The organism is Mycobacterium sp. PTI7 (assembly GCF_056679845.1).
Window position 1 is genome coordinate 5,550,971 of the sequence record NZ_CM155252.1, and the last position, 18,043, is coordinate 5,569,013.

The 18,043-nt window shown below is 70.4% G+C and carries 18 protein-coding genes; 12 read left to right on the forward strand and 6 right to left on the reverse strand.

The annotated features are described in order from the left end of the window. Nucleotides 1-60: 60 nt before the first annotated feature. The 8 genes from thiO (at nucleotide 61) to AC1MEY_RS26695 (ending at nucleotide 7,458) form a co-directional block, all read left to right on the forward strand. Nucleotides 61-1,068 (forward strand): glycine oxidase ThiO, encoded by a 1,008-nt coding sequence (gene thiO, locus AC1MEY_RS26660; protein ID WP_480228342.1) that lies wholly within the window; start codon nucleotides 61-63, stop codon nucleotides 1,066-1,068. Next, on the forward strand, nucleotides 1,065-1,262 hold the full coding sequence (gene thiS, locus AC1MEY_RS26665; protein ID WP_480228343.1) for a sulfur carrier protein ThiS: 198 nt from the start codon (nucleotides 1,065-1,067) through the stop codon (nucleotides 1,260-1,262). Before thiO ends, thiS begins: the two co-directional genes overlap by 4 nt. A gap of 85 nt (nucleotides 1,263-1,347) precedes the next feature. Then, the gene (thiG, locus tag AC1MEY_RS26670; protein ID WP_480231686.1) at nucleotides 1,348-2,055 is read left to right on the forward strand and encodes a thiazole synthase; all 708 of its coding nucleotides are present in this window, start codon (nucleotides 1,348-1,350) and stop codon (nucleotides 2,053-2,055) included. 29 nt (nucleotides 2,056-2,084) lie between these two features. Beyond that, the gene (locus AC1MEY_RS26675) at nucleotides 2,085-2,816 is read left to right on the forward strand and encodes an SGNH/GDSL hydrolase family protein (RefSeq protein ID WP_480231687.1); all 732 of its coding nucleotides are present in this window, start codon (nucleotides 2,085-2,087) and stop codon (nucleotides 2,814-2,816) included. Between the two features lie 13 nt (nucleotides 2,817-2,829). After that, entirely contained in the window at nucleotides 2,830-3,741 is a 912-nt protein-coding gene (locus tag AC1MEY_RS26680; RefSeq protein WP_480228344.1) for an ABC transporter ATP-binding protein, read from the forward strand. Then, nucleotides 3,738-4,508 carry an ABC transporter permease gene (locus tag AC1MEY_RS26685; protein ID WP_480228345.1) on the forward strand — a complete coding sequence of 257 codons (771 nt, stop codon included), beginning with the start codon at nucleotides 3,738-3,740 and terminating at the stop codon, nucleotides 4,506-4,508. Before AC1MEY_RS26680 ends, AC1MEY_RS26685 begins: the two co-directional genes overlap by 4 nt. 14 nt (nucleotides 4,509-4,522) lie before the next feature. After that, nucleotides 4,523-6,028, forward strand: coding sequence for a M28 family metallopeptidase (locus tag AC1MEY_RS26690; RefSeq protein WP_480228346.1), 1,506 nt, complete (start codon nucleotides 4,523-4,525; stop codon nucleotides 6,026-6,028). Further along, the gene (locus AC1MEY_RS26695; RefSeq protein WP_480228347.1) at nucleotides 6,025-7,458 is read left to right on the forward strand and encodes a M28 family peptidase; all 1,434 of its coding nucleotides are present in this window, start codon (nucleotides 6,025-6,027) and stop codon (nucleotides 7,456-7,458) included. Before AC1MEY_RS26690 ends, AC1MEY_RS26695 begins: the two co-directional genes overlap by 4 nt. Here the strand turns inward: AC1MEY_RS26695 and ddaH are convergent. Continuing rightward, the gene (ddaH, locus tag AC1MEY_RS26700; protein ID WP_480228348.1) at nucleotides 7,455-8,237 is read right to left on the reverse strand and encodes a dimethylargininase; all 783 of its coding nucleotides are present in this window, start codon (nucleotides 8,235-8,237) and stop codon (nucleotides 7,455-7,457) included. The two genes, AC1MEY_RS26695 and ddaH, sit on opposite strands and share 4 nt — an antisense overlap. Before the next feature lie 86 nt (nucleotides 8,238-8,323). Continuing rightward, the gene (locus AC1MEY_RS26705) at nucleotides 8,324-9,604 is read right to left on the reverse strand and encodes an integrase core domain-containing protein (RefSeq protein WP_480228033.1); all 1,281 of its coding nucleotides are present in this window, start codon (nucleotides 9,602-9,604) and stop codon (nucleotides 8,324-8,326) included. 129 nt (nucleotides 9,605-9,733) lie between these two features. Here AC1MEY_RS26705 and AC1MEY_RS26710 point away from each other — a divergent pair, with 129 nt between their 5' ends. Continuing rightward, nucleotides 9,734-11,215, forward strand: coding sequence for an HNH endonuclease signature motif containing protein (locus AC1MEY_RS26710; protein WP_480228349.1), 1,482 nt, complete (start codon nucleotides 9,734-9,736; stop codon nucleotides 11,213-11,215). Here AC1MEY_RS26710 and AC1MEY_RS26715 read toward each other — a convergent pair. From AC1MEY_RS26715 to AC1MEY_RS26730, 4 genes are read right to left on the reverse strand one after another with little or no spacing between them, the layout of a single operon-like run. Beyond that, entirely contained in the window at nucleotides 11,212-11,634 is a 423-nt protein-coding gene (locus AC1MEY_RS26715; RefSeq protein WP_480228350.1) for a PPOX class F420-dependent oxidoreductase, read from the reverse strand. The genes AC1MEY_RS26710 and AC1MEY_RS26715 overlap by 4 nt on opposite strands. Before the next feature lie 18 nt (nucleotides 11,635-11,652). Next, nucleotides 11,653-12,930 carry a uracil-xanthine permease family protein gene (locus tag AC1MEY_RS26720; RefSeq protein WP_480228351.1) on the reverse strand — a complete coding sequence of 426 codons (1,278 nt, stop codon included), beginning with the start codon at nucleotides 12,928-12,930 and terminating at the stop codon, nucleotides 11,653-11,655. 27 nt (nucleotides 12,931-12,957) lie between these two features. Beyond that, nucleotides 12,958-14,118 carry an APC family permease gene (locus AC1MEY_RS26725; protein ID WP_480228352.1) on the reverse strand — a complete coding sequence of 387 codons (1,161 nt, stop codon included), beginning with the start codon at nucleotides 14,116-14,118 and terminating at the stop codon, nucleotides 12,958-12,960. 47 nt (nucleotides 14,119-14,165) lie between these two features. After that, the gene (locus AC1MEY_RS26730; protein WP_480228353.1) at nucleotides 14,166-15,041 is read right to left on the reverse strand and encodes a polysaccharide deacetylase family protein; all 876 of its coding nucleotides are present in this window, start codon (nucleotides 15,039-15,041) and stop codon (nucleotides 14,166-14,168) included. Between the two features lie 169 nt (nucleotides 15,042-15,210). Between AC1MEY_RS26730 and AC1MEY_RS26735 the strand changes: the two genes are divergently transcribed. The 3 genes from AC1MEY_RS26735 to rhaI are packed head-to-tail and all read left to right on the forward strand — an operon-like array spanning nucleotide 15,211 to nucleotide 18,041. After that, the gene (locus AC1MEY_RS26735) at nucleotides 15,211-15,528 is read left to right on the forward strand and encodes an L-rhamnose mutarotase (RefSeq protein WP_480231688.1); all 318 of its coding nucleotides are present in this window, start codon (nucleotides 15,211-15,213) and stop codon (nucleotides 15,526-15,528) included. A gap of 30 nt (nucleotides 15,529-15,558) precedes the next feature. Next, on the forward strand, nucleotides 15,559-16,884 hold the full coding sequence (locus AC1MEY_RS26740) for an MFS transporter (RefSeq protein WP_480228354.1): 1,326 nt from the start codon (nucleotides 15,559-15,561) through the stop codon (nucleotides 16,882-16,884). Then, nucleotides 16,881-18,041, forward strand: a complete 1,161-nt coding sequence (rhaI, locus tag AC1MEY_RS26745; RefSeq protein ID WP_480228355.1) for an L-rhamnose isomerase — start codon at nucleotides 16,881-16,883, stop codon at nucleotides 18,039-18,041. The genes AC1MEY_RS26740 and rhaI overlap by 4 nt, the downstream gene beginning before the upstream one ends. The last annotated feature ends 2 nt before the right edge of the window (nucleotides 18,042-18,043 follow it).

Consider the following 18,043-nt stretch of genomic DNA (forward strand, 5'->3'; position numbering starts at 1 on the left):
AAGCTAGCGTCCCCCTGGGTAACCTGAAGCGGGTCATGCCGGCGAAGGGAGCAGGACGGAATGTCGTCGCACGAGGTGGCCGTCATCGGTGGCGGTGTGATCGGGCTGTCCATCGCCCGGCGCGCCGCGCGGGACGGCCGGTCGGTCCGCGTGCACCGCGCCGACGTCCGAGGTGCGTCGTGGGTGGGCGCCGGCATGCTCGCCCCGCACAGCGAGGGCTGGCCGGGCGAGGAGGGGCTGCTCGCGATCGGGCTCGAGTCGCTGCGGCTGTGGCACGACGACTACCTGACCGGGCTGCCCGACGCCGTGGTGACCGCACGCGAGTCGCTGGTGGTGGCCGTCGACCGCGCCGACGCCGCCGACCTCGCGACGGTGGGCGAGTGGCTCGCCGCCCAGGGGCATCCCGTCACCCCGACCCGGGCGGCCCGCGATCACGAACCGCTGCTGGCCCAGGGCATCCGGCACGGGTTCGTCGCCGAGACCGAACTTGCGGTCGACAATCGCGTCCTGCTCGCCGCGCTGACCGAGGCCTGCGAGGCGTTCGGAGTTCGGTGGGCGCCGCCGGTCGAGTCGCTCGACGAGACGCGCGACGCCGACGTCACGGTGCTCGCCAACGGCATCGACGCGCCCACGCTGTGGCCGGGCCTCGACGTCCGTCCCGTGAAGGGCGAGGTGCTGCGGCTGCGCTGGCGCCGGGGGTGCATGCCGGTGCCGACGCGGGTGATTCGCGCCCGCGTGCACGGCAGGCAGGTGTACCTGGTGCCGCGGCCCGACGGCGTGGTCGTCGGCGCCACACAGTACGAACACGGCCGCGACACCGCCCCCACCGTGTCCGGGGTGCGGGATCTGCTCGACGACGCGTGCGAGGTGGTCCCCGCGCTCGGCGAGTACGAGCTGGCCGAGACGGCGGCGGGACTGCGGCCGATGACGTCGGACAACCTACCGATCGTCGGCAGACTCGACGACCGCACGCTGGTGGCGACCGGCCACGGTCGGTCCGGCTTCCTGCTCGCGCCGTGGACGGCCGAGCGGATCGCCGCGGAGTTGACGGTGGGAGTGTCCGCGTGATCGTGAGGGTGAACGGCGAGGACGTGCAGGTGGACGAGAACGCCACGGTGACAACACTGTTGAGCACGCTCGGACTGCCGGACAAGGGGATTGCGGTGGCGATCGACTGGGCGGTGCTGCCGCGGTCGGAGTGGGATCGGGCGCTGTCCGACGGCGCGACGGTGGAAGTGGTGACGGCGGTGCAGGGTGGTTGAGTCGTCGAACTCGGAGGGCAGGAGCGCAGCGACCCGGGAAACGAAATTGGTCATCGCCGGTCGTAGCTTCGGCTCCCGGCTGATCATGGGCACCGGTGGGGCGGCCAACCTCGCCGTGCTCGAGGAGTCGCTCGTCGCGTCGGGCACCGAGTTGACCACGGTCGCGATGCGCCGGGTGGACGCCGAGAGCGGCACCGGCGTGCTCGACCTGCTGAACCGACTCGGCATCACCCCGCTGCCCAACACGGCGGGATGTCGTGGTGCCGCGGAGGCGGTGCTCACCGCGCAGCTGGCACGCGAGGCGCTCGGCACCGAGTGGGTGAAGCTCGAGGTGATCGCCGACGAGCGCACCCTGCTGCCGGACGCGATCGAATTGGTCCGTGCCGCAGAGCAACTGGTGGACGACGGGTTCGTCGTGCTGCCGTACACCAACGATGATCCGGTGCTGGCGCGCCGCCTCGAGGACGTCGGCTGCGCGGCGGTCATGCCGCTGGGGTCGCCGATCGGCACCGGGCTCGGCATCGCCAATCCGCACCACATCGAGATGATCGTCGACCGCGCGGGCGTGCCGGTGATCCTCGACGCGGGTATCGGCACCGCGAGCGACGCCGCGCTGGCGATGGAGCTGGGCTGCGACGCCGTCCTCCTGGCGACCGCGGTCACCCGGGCGACGCATCCGCAGTTGATGGCCGCCGCGATGGCCGCCGCCGTCCAGGCCGGCCACCTCGCGCGTCAGGCCGGCCGAATCCCCAAGCGGTACTGGGCGCAGGCCTCCAGCCCGATGACGCCGTGACGGGTCGCTACGTCGCGCTCGGCTCGTCGATGGCGGCCGGCCCGGGCATCCGGCCCAAGGCGCCCGGCGCACCGTTCGGCTCGGGCCGCTCGGCGGTCAACTACGCCCACCTGGTCGCGGCGCGCCTCGGCCACGACCTCGTCGACGTCACGTTCTCCGGCGCCACCACCGCGAACGTGCTGCACGAGGTGCAGCGCGGCACGCCACCGCAAATCACGGAGGTCGACGGCACCGAGCAGCTGATCACCGTGACGATCGGCGGCAACGACGTCGGGTATGTCCCGTTCCTGTTCGCCGCCGGTCTCCCGCGGTTCGCGACGTCGCTGCCGCTGCTCGGCGGCAAGGTGCGCGAGATGCTCGACCCCGCGGCCCGGGACGAGGCGCTCGACCAGGTGCTGACGGCGTTGACCGCGGTCGGCGATGAACTGCGCGCCAAGGCGCCGGACGCCCGGATCCTGTTCGTCGACTACCTGACGCTGCTGCCGCCCGCGGGGACCCCGGCGCCGCCGCTGTCCGACGCCCACGCCGACACCGGCAGACGGATCGCCGACACGCTGAAGCGGCTCACCGAAACCGCGGCCGCCGACACAGGGTGCGAGGTGGTGGGCGCGGCCGATGCCAGCGTCGACCATCACGCGTGGTCAGCCGACCCGTGGACCACCCGCGTCGGGCTGCCGCGGCCGGGTCGTCCCGCGCCCCTGCACCCCAACGCCGCGGGCATGCGCGCCGTGGCGGACCTCGTCGTGGCGCGGGTGAGCTGAAATCATCGACACCGTGATCGAGCTGTCGGGACTCACCAAGAGCTTCGGCCGCACCCGGGCGGTCGACGACCTCACGTGCACCATCGAACCCGGCGTGGTGACCGGCTTCCTGGGCCCCAACGGGGCGGGCAAGACCACCACGATGCGGATGATCCTCGGGCTGGACCGGCCGACGTCGGGCACCGCGACCATCGGCGGCAAGCGCTATCGAGACCTCACCGATCCGCTGCGCACGGTCGGCGCGCTGCTCGACGCGAAGCAGGTGCACCCCGGCCGCTCGGCGCGCAACCACCTGCGCTGGATCGCCGCCGCCAACGGCATACCGGTCACGCGGGTCGACGAGGTGCTCGACGTCGTGGGACTCGAGTCGGTCGCCGATCAGAGCGCGGGCACGCTGTCGCTCGGCATGGGTCAGCGCCTCGGCATCGCCGTCGCGCTGCTCGGCGATCCGGCGGTGCTGCTGTTCGACGAGCCCGTCAACGGACTCGATCCCGAGGGCATCCGGTGGGTCCGCACGCTGATGCGCGCGTTGGCCGCGGAGGGCCGGACCGTGTTCGTCTCCAGTCACCTGCTGGCCGAGATGGCTAACACCGCCGACCGGCTGGTGGTCATCGGTCGCGGCAAGCTGATCGCCGCCACCGACGTCGCCTCGTTCGTCTCCGGATCCGGTTCGGGCACCGTGCTGGTACGCAGCCCGCAGCTCGAGAAGTTCGCGGGGCTGCTGTCGGAGGCGGGCATCGAGGCGAAGGTCGGGCCGGACGGCGCGTCGCTGGCCGTGCGCGGCGCCGCCATCGACGTGATCGGTGAACTCGCCGCCCGCAATGCGATCACCCTGCACGAGTTGAGCACTCACCGAGCCTCGCTCGAGGAGGCGTACCTGAAGCTCACCGACGACGAGGTCGAATACCGGACGGCGGACCGATGACGGCGAACGTGTCCCGGCTGGCGGTGCTCAACTCCGAGCGCATCAAGCTCACCACCATCCGCTCGCCGCTGTGGTCGGCGATGGCCGCGGCGGCTCTGAGCCTCGGCGTGGCCGCACTGCAGGGCGCGACGGCGTACGGCGCGGCCGGTCTGGCTCCGCAGCAGGCCGCGATGGGCGTCGCCGTGTTCGGCGTGCCGCTGCTGATGGTGGTGGCCGCGATGACCGTGACGGGCGAATACCGCAGCGGGACCATCCGGACCACGTTCGCCGCGACGCCGAACCGGACGCTCGTCCTGGTCGCCAAAGCGGTTGTGGCGGCGTCGTTCTCCGCGGTGTACACGGCCGTCCTGGTGGTCGCGGCGGTGGCGGTGGCCCGGCTGTTCGCCGACCCGATGCTCGGTGCCGACCTGTCCCTCGCCGGACCCGGCGTCTGGCGGCTCGCGATCGCGCTCGCGGTCTTCGCCGCGGTCGCCGCGGTGCTCGGGGTCGCGGTGGGTGCGCTGCTGCGGCACGCGGCCGGTGCGGTCGCCGTCCTGCTGCTGTGGCCGCTGGTGGTCGAACCGATCCTGGGCAACCTGCCGAGCGTCAGCCCGAGGATCGGCCCGTTCCTGCCGTTCGGCAACGCCTTCGTGTTCGCCGACGTGCAGTGGCTGTTCCCCACCTTCGCGATGCCGTGGGGTCCGATGGGGTCGCTGTTCTACTTCGTCGTCATCGTCGCGGCGATCTTCGGCGCGGCCACCGTCGTGGTCGGTACCCGCGACGCGTGACTAACGTGGGGACGATGCGGCAGGGAACTCGGATCACGATGGTGATCCTCGCGGTGACGATGATGATGCTTGCCGGCTGCGGACGGTCGTCGGCGCCGGACGCCCCCTCGAGCACGCCGTCCCCGGCGGCCGGTCCGGCGCGGGACTTCGCCGTCGAGCAGCAGAACAAGGTGACCGTCGACGCCATGATGGGCCACCTGGGCAAGTTGCAGGAGATCGCCGACGCCAACGACGGCAACCGCGCCCTGGGTACGCCGGGTTACGCCGCGAGCGTCGACTACGTCGCGGGGGTGCTGCGCGACAAGGGATTCGACGTGACCACCGACGAGTTCGAGGTACGTCTGCCGTTCGCCGACGAGCCGGCGCTGCTGGTCGGTGACGAGTCCGTCAAGGCGACCCCGCTGAACTACACCATCGGCACGCCGCCCGAGGGCGTCACCGGTCGACTGGTGCCCGCCCGCGTCGACGAAACCCCGGGCTGCGCGCCGGCCGACTACGACGGCCTGCCGGTCGAGGGCGCCGTCGTGCTCGTCGACCGCGGCGCGTGTGCCTTCGGCATCAAGCAGCAGATCGCCGCCGAGCGCGGGGCGCGCGCCATGATCGTCGTCAACAACGTCGACGGCGATCAGATCGGTGGCACGCTCGGCGCGGACACGGACGTGAAGATCCCCGTCGTCGGCGTCGCCAAGGCCGAGGGTGCGCGCCTGCGGGCGAATCCCGGCGACGTCGCGCTCAAGCTCAACGCCGGCGTGCGCGTCGAACGCACCCGCAACGTCGTCGCCCAGACCAAGACCGGCGACACGCACAACGTGGTGATGGCGGGTGCACACCTCGACTCGGTGCCGGAGGGCCCGGGCATCAACGACAACGGCTCCGGCGTCGCCGCCGTGCTGGAAACCGCCGTGCAACTGGGCAGTTCGCCGCAGGTGCGCAACGCCGTGCGGTTCGGCTTCTGGGGCGCCGAGGAGCTGGGGCTCGTCGGCTCGACGAAGTACATCGAGACCCTCGACGTCGAAGCGCTCAAGGACATCGCGCTGTACCTGAACTTCGACATGCTGGCCTCGCCCAATCCCGGCTACTTCACCTACGACGGCGACCAGTCGGCACCGCCGTCGCCGGGTGGCGTGCCGCGCGTGCCCGAGGGTTCGGCGGGCATCGAGCGGACCCTGACCGCCTACCTCGCCGGAGCGGGAAAGCCGGGGCGGGACACCGACTTCGACGGGCGCTCCGACTACGACGGGTTCACGCAGGCCGGCATCCCGGCGGGCGGGCTGTTCGCCGGGGCCGAGGGCAACAAGTCGGTCGAGGAGGCGGACCTCTGGGGCGGGCAGGGTGAGAAGCCGTTCGACCCGAACTATCACAAGGCGGGGGACACGATCGAGAACGTCGATCGCACCGCATTCGAGATCCAAGGCCGCGGGGTGGCGTACGCGGTGGGGCTGTACGCACAGGACGAGACCGGGCGCAACGGCGTTCCCATCCGTGAGGACCGCACCCGGCACGTGGTGACCGAACAGTGACGCGGACCGTCGCGGGCGCGCTCGCCGCGGTGGCGGTCGTCGTGCTCGCGGCGTGCGGTGCGCCCGAGAAGGCGGCCGAGCCGGTCGATCTGGCGCGCGACCTGGCGACCAAGGTGACGGTCGACGGCATGTTCGGCCACCTGCAGCGGCTGAGCGACATCGCCGACGAGCACGGCGGCAGCAGGGCCGACGGCACCCCCGGCTACGACGCTAGCGTGGACTACGTTGCCGGGGTGTTGCGCGACAACGGCTTCGACGTCGAGACCGCGGACTTCGACCGCGTCGTCCTCGCGGCGGCCGGCGCGCCGACGCTGACGGTCGGTGGCCGCAGCTTCCCCGTGGACCAGGCGTCGCTGCTGGTTCCCACCCCCGCCGGCGGGCTCAACGCGCAGACGCTGCGGCCGGAGAAGCCTGCGGGCTGTACGACCGCCGACTACGGCGACGCGCGGGTGCGGGGCGCGATCGTGGTGGTCGACGACGCCGACTGCTCGCTGGTCGAGAAGCAGAACGTGGCGACCGACGAGGGCGCGGTGGGGCTCCTGGTGGTCAGTGACTCCGGCGCACCGGGGCTGTTCACCCCGGGCTACTACCAGCAGCTCAAGGGGCCGGTGGCGGTGATCGGCCGCGACGTGGACGCGGCGCTACGGCGCACCTCCGCCCGGGTGAAGCTCGTGCTCGACGCCAGGTCGCGCACCGTCACGTCGCGAAACGTGCTCGCCCAGACCAAGACCGGTGACCCGCACCGGGTGATCGTGGCGGGCACCAACCTCGACTCCGCGCCTCGGAGTCCGGGCCTCAACGCCGACGGGTCCGGCATCGCGGCTGTGTTGGAGACGGCGGTGCGGCTCGGATCGTCGCCGGACGTGACCAATGCCGTGCGGTTCGCGTTCTGGGGTGCGGGGGAGGCGGGGCAGGAGGGGTCGACGAAGTACCTCGCGGGCCTCGGCGGCGACGGGGTGGCCGATCTCGCGATGTACCTGAACGCCGATCAGCTCGGCTCGATCAACGCGGGCTACTTCACCTACGACGGCGACCAGTCCGGTACGCCCAACCCGCAGGTGCCCGCCGCGAGCGTGCCTGCGGGCTCGGCGGGCATCGAGCGGACGCTCGCCGGCTATCTGAACCTGGCGGGCAAGCGGCCCGCGGACCAGCCGCTGGGCCGGTCCGGCGACTACGCACCGTTCCTCGCCGCGGGCATCCCGATCGGCGGCATCACCACCGGTGCGGCCGGCCGCAAGAGCGAGGTGCAGGCCAGGCTGTGGGGCGGCCGGGCGGGCCGGCCGTTCGATCCCGCGTACCGCACCCGCGGCGACACCATCGCCAACGTCGACCGCGATGCGCTCGCGATCGCCGGTCCCGCAGTCGCATTCGCCGTCGGGACCTACGCGGCGTCGACGGACGGACCGAACGGGCTGCCCGCTCGCGGTTAGCCGGGGCGTCCGCGCAGGCGGACCGACAGGCACGTCACGCAGCCCTCGAGCTTCTCGAACTCCGAGATGTCCACCTGGACGGTGCGATACCCGCGATCCTCGAAGATCCTGGCGCTCTCCGGCGCTGCTGCGGACATCAGGAGCAGGTCGTCGTCGAGGAGGACGACGTGCGCGCCGGGTTCCTCCGGGACGGCGAGGAAGCGGTCGCCCCAGACGTCGGCGTCGTCGACGACCGGCGCGTAGCCGATGACCGTGCCGTCGGGCAGGGCCGTGACCGCGGACTTGAGGTGCAGCACCTTGGTCAGCGGAACGGTGACCACGTGCGCCCCGAGCGGCTCGAGATGGCCTCGGAGTTGGTCGATCCCGTCGTCGTTCGTGCGGCCGCCGCGGCCGACCCAGACGGTGCCGCCATGCTTGAGCACGTCGCCGCCGTCCAGCGTCCCGGGCGCCTCGACGTGCGCGATGCGATAGCCCTGGGCCCGCACGGATTCCTCGGCGGCAGCGGTCTCCGGTTTGCGCTCGTCGGCACCTGGGCGGCTGATGACCGCGAGGTCGCCGTACACGACCATCGTGTCCTCGACGAAGACGGAATCCGGGCACTCCGGTGCGGGCGGCACCTCGTGCGTGGTCCACCCGGCGTCGGTGAGCGCGGCGACGTAACCGTCCCACTGTCGTTGTGCGAGTTCGACGTCGACCTTCTCGCTCCGTTCGATGTGGGTGACGAGCCCCTCGGCGAGCCGGGGCGACGGTCTGCGGACGAGTGCGTGGCGAGCGGACATGACGAGATGCTGTCACGTGTCGGTGGTGTGATGTCTCAGGACATGGGTGACAGTTCTGTGTCAGGACATCGGTGACAGTTGGTGTGTCAGGACTTCGGTGACGGTCCGGTGGTTGTGGGGTGTGGGCCGCGGGGTCGTCCGTTGCCGACGTAGGTGATCCCGGGTGCGGGCCGGGTGTGTTCGATGAGGACTTCGCCGTCGAGATCGGCCGCGATGATGTTGTCGCCGTCGATGACGACCAGGATCTGCTCGAAGCTGCGTCGTCCATCGACTTTGTAGGTGACGCCGGCGAGGACGAAGGCACCGGCGGTGTTGAGGGTCTTGACCGAGGTTCCGTGGGGGAGGTCGGCGGGCGCTGGTGCGGGCCGGTGTGGCTTGACTACGGCATGGTCGAAGGACAAAGGGGCGGGCTTGGGGTGAGGCGCTGGCGCTTTCGGGGTGGCTTCCCATGCCGTGCGGGGAGTGACGCGTCCCGGTAGCCCTTGGTGGGGGCGCTCGGTGTTGTAGATGTGGTCGAAGGCGTCGACGTGGTGTTGGAGTTCGGTCAGCGACTCGGCGATGGGCTGCTTGTCGAGGTAGCGGAACAGGGTTTGGTGGAACCGTTCGTTCTTTCCTTGGGTGGTCGGCTTGTAGGGCTTGCCGGTGATCGCCTCCACGCCCAGGGCAGCCAGATGGGTGACGAGTTGGCCGACGTGCCCGCGGCGCGACGGGTTCAATGCATGTCCGTTGTCGGACAACAGTCGTTGTGGCACTCCATGTTCGGCGATGGCCTTGTCGACCACGGCGATCGCCGCCGTGGCGGTCTCGCTGAGTGCGACGTGGGAGGCGAGCGCGTAGCGGGAGTGGTCATCGAGGAGCTGAAAGATCACGCACCGCCGCCCACCGCTCAACACGTACTCGGTGGCGTCGAGTTGCCAGCATGCATTGGGGGCCGGATAGACGAACCGGCGCCACGCCGAGCGGGGCTTCTTCTTCGGCTCGAGGCGAGCCACGCCGGCCTCACGGAACACCCGCGCCAACGACGCCGTGGACGGGACCTGCTCTAGGCCCATCGCGTGCATCTTGTCGTGCACACTGATCGGCCCGTGATCCAGCCCGGTGGCCTCCAGCGCGGCGCGTACCGCAAGGGCCTGGTCCTTGGCCTCGTCACTCAACTTCGACGGGCTCGACTTCGGTCGCCGCGTCCTGGGTTCGAGTACCGCTGCCGGCCCGTCGGTCGCCGCACGCTTGCGCAACTCGTAGAACGATTTACGAGAGATTCCGTACTCGGCACAGAAGGTCGACACCGCACCCCGAGGAGCGTCATCGGGCCACTGCGAGATCGCCAGACGGACCAAAGGATCGATCGGTTCATTGACAGCCACCACCGAAGCCTTGGCGCACGAGTGTCACCACCAAGACCAATAGAACTGTCACCGATGTCCTGATGCAGAACTGTCACCGATGTCTTGGGAGATGACAGTCACGTGTCGGTGGCCCAGGGTAGAATCGAACACATGTTCGAGTCATCCGATCCCGCGTCGCTGCTGTTGCAGCGCATGGGCGTCGCGGCGCGTGCGGAGGCTCAAGCGGCAGCCCAGCGGTTGGTCGCGATCGCGGACTTCATGGCGTTGCGGTTGGCGCAGGACGGTGAGGACACCGAGGAGTGGTGGGTCGACGCGACCGGTGCGGCGACGGTGGAGATCGCCGCCGCCCTCGGGGTCAGTCGGAAGCGGGCCGGTGCGCACGTCCGGTACGCCCGCGCGCTGCGGGAGCAGCTCCCCCTGCTGGGGGCGCGGTTCCTGGCCGGCGACGTCGACGAGGCGCTGTTTCGGGCGGCGGCGTTCCGGACCGGGTTGATCCTCGACGAGGAGGTCCTCGCCGGGGTCGACGCCGTCCTCGCGAAGCGGGCACCACGCTGGGGGCGGTTGAACCGGACCGCGTTGGACGGCCGCATCGACGCGATCGTCGCCGAGGTCGACCTCGACGCGGTCCGCCGCCGCGAACATCGGGTCACCGACCGTGGGGTGACGGTGGAGGGCATCGAACACGGCCTGGCCTACGTCACCATGACGGTGTTCGCCACCGATGCCGCCGCCGCCGCGGCGCGGTTGAGCGAGTTGGCCGACACCGTCTGCGAGCACGACCCCCGCACCCGCTCGCAGCGGCGCGGGGATGCGATCGGCGCGATGGCCGCCGGGGCGGACCGGATGGCGTGCCACTGCCGCCGCGACGACTGCCCCGCCGGCGGGCGCGGTGTGACCAGTGCGGTGGTGATCCACGTCGTCGCCGACCGGGCCGCACTGGCGGGGGATCGGCGCGGGGTCGCGATCACCGCCGGATATGAGGGGTTGATCGCCCCGGAGATCATCGCAGCGTTGGCCCAAGACGCGCTGATCCGGCCGGTGCTGCATCCCGGGGCGGCTGCGGAGCCGGAGTGCCGGTACCGGCCGTCGCGGGCGTTGGCGGACTTCGTGCGGGCCCGCGATGTGACGTGCCGGTTCCCGGGGTGTGAGGAGCCGGCGTTCGGCTGCGACGTCGACCACACCGTTCCGTGGGCGGCGGGTGGGCGCACGCATGCGTCGAACCTGAAGTGCCTGTGCCGTTTTCATCATTTGTGCAAGACGTTCTGGGGATGGCGGGACCGACAGCTACCCGACGGGACGGTGCTGTGGACCTCCCCGGCTGGGGAGTGCTACCCGACGTCGCCGGGCAGCGGGGACATCTTCCCGGCGTTGAGCCAACCGACCGGACCGGCCGAACCCACCACCCCCGAACCCGGGGGCGAGGAGTCCGGTGGTGACCGGACGGCGATGATGCCGCGCCGCAGACGCACCCGCGCCGCCCAGCAGGCCGCCGACATCGTCGCCGAACGCCACGCCAACCGGGAGTACCGGGTCAACCCGCCGCCCCTGCACCGCTGCGAAGAGGACTACACCTACGAGGAAACCTTCCTCGAGAACAAGCGCCGCGAACCCGAACCGCCGCCGCCGTTCTAGTCGGCGACGTCGAATGCGGCGATCACCTTGGTGGGCGTCACGCGCACGACGAGTTCACCGGGTACGGCGTTGCGTTGGCCGAACTCGTCGGCGCGGTCGGCTCCCATGTAGCGGCCACCGATCCGGGTGGCGGTGTCGAGCAGGTCGTCGGGCTCCTCACCCGTCGACGCGACGCCCTGCACCTGGACGAACGAGAACGGCGGGTCCTGCTCGTCAACGCAGATCACCACCCGCGGGTCGCGGGCCAGCGCACGGCCCTTCGCGGTGTCGCGGCCGGTGTTGAAGATCAGCTGGCCGCCATCGACAATGAACCACACCGGTGCGATCAGCGGGCGGCCGTCCGATGCGACGTAGCCGAGCTTGCCGGTGCGGGTGCCCTCGGAGAGGAAGGCGATGACGTCGTCGGTGAGGTGGTCCATGCACTCAGCCTAGGACGGTCACGGCTGCAGCGGGCTGGTGTCCTCGGCGCGTGCGGTCCGCAGCCCGAGCAGCTTCATCCCGTGGTAGACGATCAGCGCCGCGATCGAGCCGAGTGCGATGCCGGTGAACGTCAAATTACCTGCGGTCCAAGTGAAGTCGGCGATGCCGATGATCAGCGGAATGGCGGCCGTCATCTGGTTGATCGGCAGGCTGAAGTCGACGTGGTTGGTCAGCCAGATCCTGATCCCCAGCACGCCGACCAGTCCGTACAGCACGATGGTGGCACCGCCGAGCACGCCGGGCGGGATGGCGGAGATCAGCGCGCCGATCTTGGGGCACATCGCCAGCACGATCGCCACGACCGCCGCGATCCAGTAGGCCGCAGTCGAATACACGCGCGTCGCCGCCATCACGCCGATGTTCTCGGCGTACGTCGTCGTCGCGGATCCGCCGCCGAAGCCCGCCAACGTGGTCGCCACGCCGTCGGCCGCGATCGCACGGCCCATCAGCGGGTCGGTGTCGGTGTCCGTCATCTGCCCGACGGACTTCACGTGACCAATGTTCTCCGCGACCAACGCGATGACCGCCGGCAGGAACAGCGGCAGCACCGCCAGCGAGAACGTTGGCGTCTGGAACTGCGGTAGCCCGATCCACGCCGCCGCGTCGATCGCGGCCTTGGCCTCGGCGTCGACGTCGTCGAGCACCCATGCCAGCGCGTAGCCGACCACGACGGCGATGAAGATCGCCAACCGGCCGACGATGCCGCGGAAGAATGCGAGCGTCCCCACCAGCAGCACCAGCGTGATGATGCCGACCAGCGGGCCCTGCACGAAGTTGTCCTTCGCCGCGGGCGCCAGATTGAAGCCGATCAGCGCGACCACGGCACCCGTCACGACCGGCGGCAGCGCCGCGTTGAGCCACCGGGTGCCGCCGACGTGGACGAGCACGCCGATCAGGATCAGCACCAGGCCCAACGCGACCAACCCGCCGAGTGCCCCGCCCGCACCGTTCGATCCCACGGCGGCGACCACCGGTGAGATCACCGCGAAGCTCGAGCCCAGGTAGCTGGGCAGGCGGTTGCCGGTGATGATCAGGAACAGGATCGTGCCGACACCGGAGAACAGCAGCGTCGTCGCCGGCGGGAACCCGGTCAGCACCGGCACCAGGAACGTCGCACCGAACATCGCGACCACGTGCTGGGCGCCGATGCCGATGGTGCGGGGCCAACTCAACCGTTCGTCGGGTCCGACCACCACGGCGTCACGGGCAACGGGTGTCCAGCTGAATGCGCTCACGAATGGGAACTACACACCATCGTGGCCTCACGCGCCAGAGATGCGGCCCCGCACCACGTAGGCAAGTGCGCCGACGGCCACCACAGCGACGCCCGCCAGCACCGACGCGAGCGGCAGGGCGAACGCCAGCACCACGCAGCCGACGAGACCCAGCACCGGAACCGCCCTGCGGCCCAACGTGAACGCCGACGCGTTGGCGATCGCGTAGTACACCAGCACCGCGAACGACGAGAACCCGATGGCACCCCGGACGTCGACCAGCGCCGCGATGACGGCCACCACCACGCCGACGGCGATCTCCGCGCGATACGGAGTGTCGAACCTCGGGTGGACCGCGGCGAGTGTGCCGGGGAGGTGACGGTCGCGGGCCATCGCCAGCGTCGTCCGGGACACCCCGAGGATGAGTGCCAGCAGCGAGCCGAGCGCGGCGACGGCCGCCCCCACCCGGACCACCGGCACCAGCCCCGGATGGCCCGCAGCCGAGACGGCGTCGGCCAACGGCGCTGTCGCCGAAGCGAGTGCGGCGCTGCCCAGTTCGGACAGGACGGTGACGGCGACGACCGCGTAGACCACCAGTGCGATGCCCAGCGCGACGGTGATCGCCCGCGGGATGGTGGTCGCCGGATCGCGCACCTCTTCACCGAGCGTGGCGATGCGGGCGTAGCCGGCGAACGCGAAGAACAGCAACCCCGCCGCCTGCAGCACCCCCGCCACGCCCGCGTCGGACGCGACGCTCAGCCGCCCGGGATCGATGCCGTCGGCGTCGACGATCGCCACCACGACGGCCGCGAGCACGGCCAGCACGACGGCCACGATGACGCGGGTCGCCAACGCCGACTTCTGCACGCCCAGCACGTTCACGACGGTCAGGGCCAGCACGGCCGCGACCGCGACGGCGTTCGCGTGATCGGGCCACGCGTAGAACCCGACCGTCAGCGCCATCGCCGCACACGACGCGGTCTTGCCGACGACGAAGCTCCAGCCGGCGGTGTAGCCCCAAAACGGGCCGAGCCGTTCGCGGCCGTAGACGTAGGTGCCACCGGACTGCGGGTACAGGGCGGCGAGCCGCGCGGACGACGTGGCGTTCCAGTAGGCGACGACCGCCGCGATGGCGAGGCCCACCAGCAGTCCGCTACCCGCCGCGGCGGCCGCCGCTGCGAGTACGACGAAGATGCCGGCGCCGACCATCGAGCCGAGTCCGATCGCGACCGCATCGGACGTGCCGAGGGTGCGCTTCAGGACGGATACCCGGACACGAGCCGGGCGACCTCGGGCTTGGTGAACACGTCGTCGAGGGTAACGGTGCGAAGGTTGCGGGCACGGATCACGTCGATGAACTGATGGTAGACACTCGTCACCGGGTCGTGGTTCAGGTGACCGATGACGATCGAGCCTGGGACGCAATACTTCTCGGCGTTGGCGACGATGTCGCGCGGCGCGAGGACGACGTCGTCGCCGAGCGTTCCGTTCCACAGCGTGGTGGCGGTGTAGCCGAGGTCGCCGGCGACCTTCTGCACCATGTCGTCGTACGCGCCGTAGGGCGGGCGGAAGTACGGCGTGGCGTCGACGCCGAACGTGGTGCGCAGGAAGTCGTCGTTGCGACGGAGTTCACCGGCGACCTCGTGCGGGCTCAGGGTCGTCAGGTTCGGGTGCACCCAGGTGTGGTTGGCGAGTTGCACCTGACCCGACTCGACGAGTGGCGCCAGTAGGTCGCGATTGTCGGTCCACGACGCGTAGACGCCGGTGACGAACATCGTCAGGCGGATCCCGCTGTCCTTGGCGAACCGGGCGTAGGCGCGGACCACGTCGGTATCGACGCCGTCGTCCAGCGTGATGGCCACCAGATCGCCGGCTCCTGGCAGCAGGTTCAGCACCCCGCCGCCGGGGAGGGGAACCCGCGCGCTCGCCGGTGGCGGCGGCGCCAGCGGGGGCCAGGTCTCGACCAGGGCAGCAGGCGCGCCGGCGGGGGCCGCGGCCGGCGTCACGGCTTGCCCCGGCGCCTCGGTGCCGTACTTCGCGACACCGGCCAATGCCGCGGTGGCGGCCAGTCCGACCAGGAGGCGGCGTCGGGACAGCAAAGTCCCATCGGTCACTCCCGTCACATAGCGCACGTCACCGAGGGTAGCTGGCGAGCGCTGGGGAACCGCGGAGGCAGACGGCGCGGCAGGCCTCTTGACGTCGGCGGGCACGCATGGCATGTTGCCTGGATCACTAAATGAAACGTTTCAATTCAGAACGAGCCGACCAAGGAGGTCCGACGTGCAACGCGTCTGCTTCGTGATGCACCTCCGGCCCGACCGCGTCGACGACTACCTCGCGGCGCACGAGGAGGTCTGGCCCGAGATGCTCGACGCCCTCCGCGACACCGGCTGGCACAACTACTCGCTGTTCCTCCGCGAGGACGACGGCATGGTGGTCGGTTACCTCGAGACCGACGACTTCGACCGCGCCGTCGCGGCCATGGCGGACACGGACGTCAACGCGCGGTGGCAGGCCGTCATGTCCGAGTACTTCCGGCCGTCCGCCACACCCGACGGATCGGGTGCCCATCCCGCCACCGACCAGCAGCGCCTCACCGAGTACTTCCACTTCGCCTAACTGCCCGAGCCCAACGAGATCAGGACACCCATGAAAATCGGAGCGCGCTCCACCACCGGCTGGCGGGCGACCATCGCCGTCGCGATGTCGAACTACATCGAGGCCGGGTCGATCATCGCCATCGCCACCAGTCTCGGCTTCTGGCAGGAGGCCTTCGGCATCAGTAACTTCGCGGTCGGGTTGCTCGCCGCGCTGAGCGCCAATGCGTTCGGCGCCGCCATCGGTGCGGCCATCGGCGGGCCGCTCTGCGACCGCTTCGGCCGCAAGGCGATCTACACCTACGACCTGCTGGTCTACATGGCCGGTGTCCTGATCGCCGCCTTCGCGGTCAACTTCGGCATGCTGCTCGCCGCGTTCGTGATCACCGGGATCGCCGTCGGCGCAGGGGTTCCCGCGTCGTGGACCTACATCGCCGAGCAGGCGCCGTCGGTCGAGCGTGCCAAGCACGTCGGCACCGCACAGCTGGCCTGGTCGGTGGGTCCGTTCATCGGGTTCGGCCTCGCCGCGGCCCTCGCGCCGCTGGGCCTGCTCGGATCGCGGCTCATCTTCCTGCACCTGTTCGTCGTCGCGGCCGTCGTCTGGTGGGTGCGCCAAGGGCTGCGCGAATCGCAGATCTGGGAGGACGAGGGCCAGACGGCCGGGTCGTCCGTCGGTGCCCGTGGCCTGCGCGGCCTGTTCTCCCGCAAGGTCAACATCAGCGCGCTGCTGTTCCTCGGCGGCATCTACCTGTTCTGGAACACCGTCGCCGGACAGGCCGGCATCTTCATGCCGCGCGTCTACGACACCGCCGGCCTGCACAGCCCGGTGCAGCAGAACCTGCTGCAGGTGCTGGTGTGGGGCTGCACGGTGGCGGCCACCTACTTCGGCTTCATGCGCTACGCCGACCGGATGTCGCAGCGCCTGCTGTACGTCATCGGCGCCGCGCTCGGCATCGTCGCCTGGGCGGTCCTCGTCGCGTTCACCGACAGCGGCATCTCGACGATGCTGATCTTCGCCGTCCTCTGGGGCGTCTCCGCCGGCATCGGCGCACAGGCCTTCTACAGCCTGTGGGCCAGCGAGATGTTCGCCACGCTATACCGTGCCAGCGCGCAGGGCGTCATGTTCTTCGTGGTCCGCACGGCGACCGGCCTGCTGAGCTACTTCTTCCCGACGATGCTGGCCGCGACGGGTCTGACCACCGTCGGCATCCTCCTCGTCGGACTGCTCACCGTCGCCCTGGTGATCGGGGCAGTATGGGCACCACGCACCCAGGGCAAGACCCTGCGCGAGATCGAGCACGAACGGTACGGAGCACCGGTCGAGCCGCCGCCGGCGACCGCACCGAGCACACACCTCAGCGGGCAGGGAATGTCATGACCACCTTTGCGAACACCGTCCTCGACAACCTCGAGATCGAACTGCCCTCCTGGGCGTTCGGCAACTCGGGCACCCGGTTCAAGGTCTTCGGCACCCCGGGCACCCCCCGCGACGTCCGCGAGAAGATCGCCGACGCGGCGATGGTGCACCGGATGACCGGACTCGCCCCGCGGGTGGCACTGCACATCCCGTGGGACCGCGTGGACGACTACGCCGCGCTGTCCCGCTACGCCGAGGACCACGGCGTCGCGCTGGGCACCATCAACTCCAACACGTTCCAGGACGACGACTACAAGTTCGGCAGCCTCACCCACACCGACAAGGTGGTGCGGCAGAAGGCCATCGACCACCACCTCGACTGCATCGAGGTGATGAACCAGACCGGGTCCCGCGATCTCAAGGTGTGGCTCGCCGACGGCACGAACTATCCCGGTCAGGGCGACATCCGCGGACGGCAGGACCGGCTGGCCGAATCGCTGGCGACGATCTACCAGCACGTCGGCACCGAGCAGCGTCTGGTCCTCGAGTACAAGTTCTTCGAGCCCGCGATGTACATGACCGACGTGCCGGACTGGGGCACCTCCTACGCGCACGTCTCCGCGCTCGGCGAGCGGGCCAAGGTGTGCCTCGACACCGGCCACCACGCACCGGGCACCAACATCGAGTTCATCGTCGCGCAGCTGCTCCGGCTCGGGAAGCTGGGCTCGTTCGACTTCAACTCGCGCTTCTACGCCGACGACGACCTGATCGTCGGGGCGGCGGACCCGTTCCAGTTGTTCCGCATCATGTTCGAGGTGATCCGCGGCGGCGGACTGAGCGACGGCAGCGACGTCGCGCTGATGCTCGACCAGTGCCACAACGTCGAGGAGAAGATCCCCGGCCAGATCCGCTCGGTGCTCAACGTCGAGGAGATGACGGCGCGCGCGCTGCTCGTCGACGGCGAGGCGCTGGCCGTCGCGCAGGACGCGGGGGACGTGCTCGGTGCCAACGAGATCGTGATGGACGCCTTCTACACCGACGTCCGCCCCATGCTCGCCCAGCGTCGCGCCGAGCGTGGCCTGCCCGAACGCCCGATGGTCGCCTTCCGCGACTCGGGCTACCGCGAGACCATCGAAGCCGAGCGTGCCGGCGGCGTCCAATCATCCTGGGGAGCCTGACC